The organism is Microcoleus sp. LEGE 07076 (genome assembly GCF_015207455.1).
GTDB lineage: Bacteria > Cyanobacteriota > Cyanobacteriia > Cyanobacteriales > Microcoleaceae > Microcoleus.
On sequence record NZ_JADEWV010000246.1, the window covers coordinates 1 to 7,978 of the forward strand.

7 protein-coding genes are annotated in these 7,978 nt (G+C 44.5%); 5 read left to right on the forward strand and 2 right to left on the reverse strand.

The genetic code is table 11. The annotated features are described in order from the left end of the window. The first annotated feature begins 56 nt into the window (after nt 1-56). From devC to IQ270_RS26020, 3 genes are all read left to right on the forward strand, one after another. Nucleotides 57-1,211, forward strand: a complete 1,155-nt coding sequence (devC, locus tag IQ270_RS26010; protein ID WP_193976057.1) for an ABC transporter permease DevC — start codon at nt 57-59, stop codon at nt 1,209-1,211. Between the two features lie 96 nt (nt 1,212-1,307). After that, nucleotides 1,308-2,054, forward strand: coding sequence for a DevA family ABC transporter ATP-binding protein (locus IQ270_RS26015; protein WP_193976058.1), 747 nt, complete (start codon nt 1,308-1,310; stop codon nt 2,052-2,054). 163 nt (nt 2,055-2,217) lie between these two features. Next, nucleotides 2,218-2,814: a hypothetical protein gene (locus tag IQ270_RS26020; protein WP_193976059.1), complete on the forward strand. Its 597-nt coding sequence runs from the start codon at nt 2,218-2,220 to the stop codon at nt 2,812-2,814. Between the two features lie 205 nt (nt 2,815-3,019). On the opposite strand, the gene IQ270_RS26025 is transcribed toward IQ270_RS26020, so the two are convergent. Beyond that, the gene (locus IQ270_RS26025; protein ID WP_193976060.1) at nt 3,020-4,252 is read right to left on the reverse strand and encodes an aminotransferase class I/II-fold pyridoxal phosphate-dependent enzyme; all 1,233 of its coding nucleotides are present in this window, start codon (nt 4,250-4,252) and stop codon (nt 3,020-3,022) included. Between the two features lie 81 nt (nt 4,253-4,333). Between IQ270_RS26025 and IQ270_RS26030 the strand changes: the two genes are divergently transcribed. Both IQ270_RS26030 and IQ270_RS26035 read left to right on the forward strand, forming a co-directional pair. Beyond that, complete coding sequence (locus IQ270_RS26030; RefSeq protein ID WP_193976061.1) at nt 4,334-5,146, forward strand: acyl-CoA desaturase; 813 nt, start codon at nt 4,334-4,336, stop codon at nt 5,144-5,146. Nucleotides 5,147-5,464: 318 nt separating this feature from the next. Then, the gene (locus tag IQ270_RS26035) at nt 5,465-6,292 is read left to right on the forward strand and encodes a fatty acid desaturase (protein WP_193976062.1); all 828 of its coding nucleotides are present in this window, start codon (nt 5,465-5,467) and stop codon (nt 6,290-6,292) included. A gap of 774 nt (nt 6,293-7,066) precedes the next feature. Here IQ270_RS26035 and IQ270_RS26040 read toward each other — a convergent pair. After that, nucleotides 7,067-7,912 (reverse strand): ABC transporter permease, encoded by an 846-nt coding sequence (locus tag IQ270_RS26040; protein WP_193976063.1) that lies wholly within the window; start codon nt 7,910-7,912, stop codon nt 7,067-7,069. Between the last annotated feature and the right edge of the window lie 66 nt (nt 7,913-7,978).

Here is a 7,978-nt window from a genome sequence, read left to right on the forward strand (position 1 = left end):
GCAACGCCAACTTGAAGCAACAAATAACAAATAACAAATAACAAATAACAAAGCTTATGTTTCGCAAAACACCCCTTGCTTGGTTGCAAGTAACCAGAGAAAAAACTCGTCTTGCTGTTGCTATCGCCGGAATTGCCTTTGCAGATATTCTGATTTTTGTGCAACTCGGCTTTCAAGATGCACTTTTTGACTCAGCAGTTAAGCCCCACGAAAGTTTACAGACAGATTTAGTGTTAATCAATCCCCAATTTGAAACTTTTGCTGCGGTAAAACAGTTCAAAAGAGAGCGACTTTATCAAGCACAAGGAATCGCAGGAGTCAAGTCTGTCACTTCTTTATATATTGGGATGGGACAGTGGCGAAATCCCACAAACCGCACTACGCGAGCAATTTTGATTTTTGGCATAGATCCTGGCAACACAACATTTATTTTGCCAGATGTCAATCAGAATTTGGCTCAACTTCAAATGTTCAATCATGTGTTATTTGACCAAGCTTCTCGACCTGAGTATGGGGACATTGCAAATATTGTTAATACACAATCTACCCTCGAAACTGAACTTAATAAACGCAATATTCAAGTAGGAGGAGTATTTACTATGGGTACTTCTTTCGTAGCTGATGGCAATGTTATTGCTAGCGATTCTACCTTCATGAATTTATTTCCAGAACGCAAACCAGATGAAGTTGATGTGGGTTTAATTCAGTTGGAACCGGGGGCTGAAATCCTAAAAGTTCAGTCAATGTTGAAAGCTATTTTGCCGGATGATGTTAAGGTTCTGACTTTAGCAGAATTTGCGGAAATTGAAAAGGCTTATTGGGGAAATGCTACTCCGATCGGTTTTATTTTTGGATTTGGTACAATTATCGGATTTGTGGTTGGTTTGATTATTGTTTACCAAATTCTTTACTCTGATGTTTCGGATCACTTGGCTGAGTACGCGACTTTAAAAGCAATGGGATATAGCGATCGCTATTTAGTCGGAGTTTTAGTTCAGGAAGCTTTGTTATTAGCTGTTTTGGGTTTTATGCCGGGAATTGTTTTGGCTAATGGGCTGTATTCTTTGGCTCAATCTGCTACATTGCTGCCAATTGCGATGACGGTAAATCGAGCGACTACTGTATTGGGTTTGACGATTGTGATGTGTACTGGTTCTGGGGCGCTGGCTTTGCGGAAATTGCGATCGGCAGACCCCGCAGACATTTTCTAGAAGATAACAACTCGGCGGTTGAAACCGCGTCTACACAAACAAAGTCGGCCTCCGCCGACTGAAGAATAAGCGGTAAAAAAATCACCAACAATTACCATGCAAACCCTAAATTCTCCCGCAAACTTCGACAAAACTATCACAAATCAAGCTGTAATTTCAGTCAAAAATCTCAACCATTACTTCGGCAAAGGCTCACTCAAAAAACAAGCTTTATTTGATATTAATCTAGATATCAACTCTGGGGAAATAGTAATTATGACGGGGCCTTCTGGTTCGGGTAAAACAACTTTACTGACGATGTTAGGCGGCCTGCGTTCGGCTCAAGAAGGGAGTCTCAATATTCTGGGCGAAGAAATACGCGGCGCTAGTAAGAATCAGTTAACTAAGTTGAGAAAGCAAATTGGTTATATTTTTCAAGCGCATAACTTGATGACGTTTTTGACGGCTAAGCAAAATGTGCGGATGTCTTTGGAATTGCACAAGGAAATGCTGAATCAGAATATGGATGCTTTGTCAATATCCATGTTGGAGGCTGTGGGTTTGGGCGATCGCGTCAATTATTACCCTGAAAATTTATCGGGAGGACAAAAACAAAGGGTGGCGATCGCCCGGGCGTTAGTCAGTCGGCCTAAAATAGTGTTAGCGGACGAACCTACGGCGGCTTTGGACAAACAATCCGGGCGAGATGTGGTAGAAATTATGCAGAAACTAGCAAAGGAACAAGGCTGCACGATTTTGCTCGTAACGCACGACAATCGGATTCTCGATATTGCCGATCGCATTATCTACATGGAAGACGGACGTTTAGTGACAAATTTAGCCGATCGGGCAATTAGTCATTAGTCATTAGTCATTAGTCGTAGAGTGCGTCGCCACAAAGAATCTCTCAAAAAATAAACAATCGATGAGCGACGCACCAAACCAAGAATCATTAGTCATTTGTACAAGATGTGAGTTAAAATTAATGGTGAATACTCCCTCTAATAAATAGTACAAAGTAACCGCAATGGCTTACAGTGAATTTAATTTAGAAATGGTCAAAAAAGACTTTAACCTAACTACTTTGGAAAGGTTAAATATTTTTGCGGACGCACCTGAAGTAGAAAGCAGTCAATGGCTGAAAGATACTTTGCAATACTATCAGCCGATCGTCCGCGGCAGCAACAGCGAAAAAGCTCGATCGGAACTGATCATAGCTCCAATTTTGGTAGAATTGAAAAGACAAAAGAATGAGTCAGTAAATTTATTTTCTGGAGTTGATTTCACCGTTGACGAAGCTAAAGGGTTAAAAGGAATTTGTGATTTTATTGTTACCAAATCGCCAGAAGTTTTTATAATTACTGCCCCAGTAATTACGATTGTCGAAGCCAAAAAAGAAAATATTAATGCTGGTTTGGGGCAGTGCGCTGCTGAAATGGTTGCTGCTAAAATATTTAACGAGCGATCGGGTAATGAAGTTGAGGCAATTTACGGAGTTGTAACAACGGGAAGTATTTGGCAATTCCTGAAACTGCAAGGGCAAGAAATAGAAATAGATTTAAGCGAGTATTATCTCAAAGACGTGAATAAAATTTTAGGCATTTTGGCGATCGGCATAACTTGATCGAGACTTAATACCATTTTTTTAAAGTTATGACAGATTTTCGTCAGAAGGTAAATGAGATTACAATGCCCGGTCGTCCTCGATCTCTATCGCATCTTTAGAAAAATGGTATAAGGTATGGGCGGGGGCGGGTTTATGAATTTGTTGGCTTTGAGTTCGATAATTATGGGTGAACCCGCCCATACAAGATATTGGATTGTATGACTTACTTAGCTGGCCCTACAGCCTCGATCGCAGCTTCTAGGGCGATCGATATATGAGTCCAATGAGTCCCCCCCTGACAAAAAGCCACGTAAGGCTCGCGCAGAGGTCCATCAGCCGAAAACTCCGACGTGCTCCCATCAATAAAAGTACCACCAGCCATCACCAACTGACTCTCGTACCCGTGCATCGGAGCCGGCACCGGATCTAAATACGAACCCACAGGGGAATTTTGCTGAACCGCCCTACAAAAAGCAATTAACTTATTAGCAGAACCGAATTCGATCGCCTGAATTACATCCCTGCGCCTCGCCAAAGGAATCGGATTCACCCGATAACCCAACTTAGAAAAAACATAAGCTGTCAAATGATTGCCCTTGAGCGCTTCCCCCACAAACCCCGGGGCCAAAAATAAACCCTGAAAAAGCAAGCGATTCAAATCAAAAGTTGCGCCTCCGCTGCTGCCGATGCCGGGGGCTGTCAAGCGACAAGTTGCAGCTTCCACCAGATCGGCCCTCCCGGCCACGTAACCGCCTGCTGGGACGATCGTACCCCCCGGATTTTTGATTAAAGAACCAGCCATCAGATCCGCACCCACAGCAGTAGGTTCACAATCCTCAACAAACTCCCCGTAACAATTATCAACAAAGCAAATTGTGCTAGGATTCTGATGTTTGACTATGGCGACGATTTTTTCAATCTCAGAAATAGACAAACTCGATCGCCAAGAATAACCGCAAGAGCGCTGGATCAAAACCAGGCGAGTCTTTCCTGAAATAGCAGAGCTCAGTGCCTGCCAATCCACACTTCCTTCGGGAGTTAGAGGCAACTCACGGTAAAGGATGCCAAACTCAATCAGTGAACCTTGACCTTGCCCGCGCAAGCCGATCACTTCTTCTAAAGTATCGTAGGGAGAACCAGCCACTGCCAACATTTCGTCACCAGGACGCAAAACGCCAAAAAGAGCACAGGCGATCGCGTGAGTACCCGAAACAAACTGTACCCGCACAGCCGCCGCCTCTGCCCCTACCACCGCGGCAAACACCGCGTCCAGAGTTTCCCGACCCAAATCGTCGTGGCCGTAACCCGTAACCCCTGCAAAATGCTGGACTCCAACCCGGTGGCTGCGAAAAGCTTTTAAGACTCGTTGAAGATTTTGCTTGACTGTGGCGTCAATACCAGAAAAAATCTGAAAGAGTGCCTGTTCTGCTTCCTGTAGCCGTGAAACGCTATTCATCTATAACCTCGCTCACCATTTGCGTGCGCGCAGTTGATTATCGCGTAGATGCGGCCTCTAGTTTGTAAACATAATATATTCATGACGATTGCAACTTCCAAAAAAACTTCTCCTGATTGGCCTGTCGTAGGCTTTATGGCCTTTCTGCACATCGGCGCTTTATTTGCTTTGCTGCCGAGTAATTTTAGCTGGTCTGCTGTCGGCTTAGCAGTATTCCTGCACTGGGTAACAGGTGGTTTAGGAATTACTCTCGGATTTCACCGTCTGGTTACGCACCGCAGTTTTCAAACACCAAAATGGCTAGAGTATTTTCTAGTTATTTGTGGCACGCTGTCCTGTGAAGGCGGTCCGATCGACTGGGTAGGAATGCACCGATTGCACCACGTACATTCAGACACCGAAACAGACCCCCACGATTCCAATCAAGGTTTCTGGTGGAGCCACATGGGCTGGATGCTCTCGGATCTGCCGATCCGAGTTGAAATCCCGCGCTTTACCAAAGACATCGGCGACGACCCAGTATACAAGTTTCTCCAAGCATATTTTATCCCCATCCAAGTTGTCTTCGGTGTGTTGCTTTATTTATTAGGCGGCTGGTCTTTCGTGGTTTGGGGTGTATTTATGCGGATCGTAGTGGTGTTCCACTGCACTTGGCTGGTGAACAGCGCTACCCACAAATTTGGCTACCGCACCTACGAGTCGGGCGATGGCTCCACAAACTGCTGGTGGGTGGCTGTACTCACCTACGGCGAAGGCTGGCACAACAACCACCACGCCTTTCAATACTCCGCTCGCCACGGACTTCAATGGTGGGAAATAGACATAACCTGGATGACAATTCAACTGCTGCAAGCACTGGGTTTGGCAACCAAAGTGAAATTAGCAGAAAAATAGTAATTTGGTAATTGGTAATTGGTAATTGGGCATTCGGCATTGTTGACTGCCAACTAAGAAGGGCCAGCTCTCACAGGCACCGCCCCTACCAACTGCCAACTGCCAACTGACTAATTAGCCAGTTTTTACGCTCGGTAAGGTTGGGTTGAACTGAAAATGAATCGTCTGGCGCGATCGACCCAACCACAACCACAATCAGTTATAATAGATTTAGAAAAAAAATTTTTTGTTTCGCAGCCAAAATTTTTAATTTCACGACTCAATCCAAACTCCTATGCGTAAATCCCGAGCTGCATCTCATCAAAAATAAAAAAAAGAATGACAATCGCAACACAAGACAAACTCCAATACAATTGGAAACATATTATTAGTTTAGTAGGACTTCATATCGGCGCTTTGTTCGCATTGCTTCCGAGTAACTTCAACTGGACAGCAGTTGGTTTAACAGTATTCATGCACTGGATAACAGGTGGTTTGGGAATAACTCTCGGATGGCATCGCCTGCTCACCCACCGCAGTTTTCAGACACCAAAATTCGTAGAATACTTTCTAGCTTTTTGTGGAGCCCTTGCGTGCCAAGGAGGAATAATTGATTGGATTGGGCTGCACCGATTGCACCACACCCACTCCGACCAAAATGACCTCGACCCTCATAATGCCCAGCAGGGTTTTTGGTGGAGTCACCTCGGCTGGATGCTGTATAAAGGCCCCGCTCACGCTGAAATTCCCCGCTGCACAAAAGACATTTCGAGCGACCCATTTTACCAATTTTTGCAAGACTACTTTCTGCCAATGCAAATCGCCTTTGGCGTGTTGCTCTACTTAGTAGCAGGCTGGCCCTTTGTAGTTTGGGTAATATTTGTGCGCTTAGTGTTCGTGTATCACTGCACCTGGTTTGTGAACAGTGCAACTCACAAATTTGGCTACCGCACTTACGAAACCGAAGATAGCTCTACTAACTGTTGGTGGGTTGCTGTTTTGACTTACGGCGAAGGCTGGCACAACAACCACCACGCTTATCAATACTCGGCGCGTCACGGTATGAAATGGTGGGAAATAGACTTTACTTGGATGACAATTCAAGTTTTGGAAGCGCTAGGTTTAGCTACTAAGGTGAAATTACCACCTTCCCGAGCGGAAGGTTAGTTATTGTAGGGTGCGTCAGGTCTGAATGTGACATCGCAGATTAAGAATTTTTCCCCTGACGCACCTTACGGTTAGTTAGCACCGCCCTGAGTAACCTCGTTGCTGGCGATCGTCATATCATGTCTGGTGGATTCACTCCAATAAATAGGTTCGGTTCGTAGTGCGGAGTTCAGTCCGCTTGCTTGGCTGCAGACTGAAGTCCGGACTACGAACTAACTGTTTTTGTTATGGTAATAGACGGGACTTGACATCAATCGGCGGGCGTTATCAACCCTTAAAAAGCATAGGGAAATCGCTTCTTAATGCGGATTAAGACAGATATTTTCTCAATCCGATCGGGTGCGTCCCTCGATCGATTGTCGATATTGAGTGAGAAATTTTTTGTGGCGACACACCCTACGACTTATAGGGAAATCGCTTCTTAATGCGGATTAAGGCAGATATTTTCTCAATCCTATTGGGTGCGTCGCTCGATCGATTGTCGATATTGAGTGAGAAATTTTTTGTGGCGACACACCCTACGACTTATAGGGAAATCGCTTCTTAATGCGGATTAAGACAGATATTTTCTCAATCCGATTGGGTGCGTCACTCGATCGATTGTCGATATTGAGTGAGAAATTTTTTGTGGCGACACACCCTACGACTTATAGGGAAATCGCTTCTTAATGCGGATTAAGACAGATATTTTCTCAATCCGATTGGGTGCGTCGCTCGATCGATTGTCGATATTGAGTTGAAATTTTTTGTGGCGACACACCCTACGACTAATGACTAACGAGCCCGTTTTTGGTCGCTGCGGCCGCGCAAATATTCCGCTAAAAATGCCAATCCTCCCGAACCGACTATCAACAGCACGCTCAGAGCATTAATATCAGGTTTCACCCCAGTCCGAATCCGGCTAAAAATTTCCATGGGAAGAGTTGTAGTGCCGCTACCTGCGGTGAAACTCGCAATCAAAAAATCATCCATGCTGAGGACAAAAGATAGCAGACAACCCGAAACAATTCCAGGTATTAATTGAGGTAGCAAAACCTGAATAAAAGCTTCCACAGGCGTTGCACCCAAATCCAAGGCAGCTTCTTCTAAATACGGGTTTAAATCTGCTAATCTAGTAGAAACAGCTAGAGCGATGTAAGCCAGACAAAATACAACGTGGGCGGCGACAATTGTCCACAAACTCAGAGGAATAGAGAGCGCTGCTAAAAATACTAGAGTAGCAACCGCGCTGGCAATATCTGGAATAATAATCGGCAAGTAGGAAACTCCCTGATATAAACTTTTGCCGGGAAAGCGGTAGCGGGCTAAACCAACGGCCATTAAAGTGCCGAGTACCGCAGAAATTGCAACTGCAAAAACAGCCACTGTTAAACTGTTTCTCAGGGCAATTAAAATCCGCGTATCGCTAAATAATTTAACGTACCAATCTAAAGTAAATCCTTCCCAGCCTGCGCTAAAACGCGATTTGTTAAAGCTGTAAAATGTGAGGACTAAAATGGGCAGGTACATATAAAAAAACATTAAAACGGCAAATATTACCTGCCAAGAAAGCTTAAATTTAGGTTTTAAGTACATATCGGCTTGCATTTCCTCCTGTGGATTGTCGGCGATATTTTCCATGTTTCGTTAATGGGGGATTGGGAATTGGGAATTGGGAATTGGGGATTGGGAATTGGGAATTGGGGA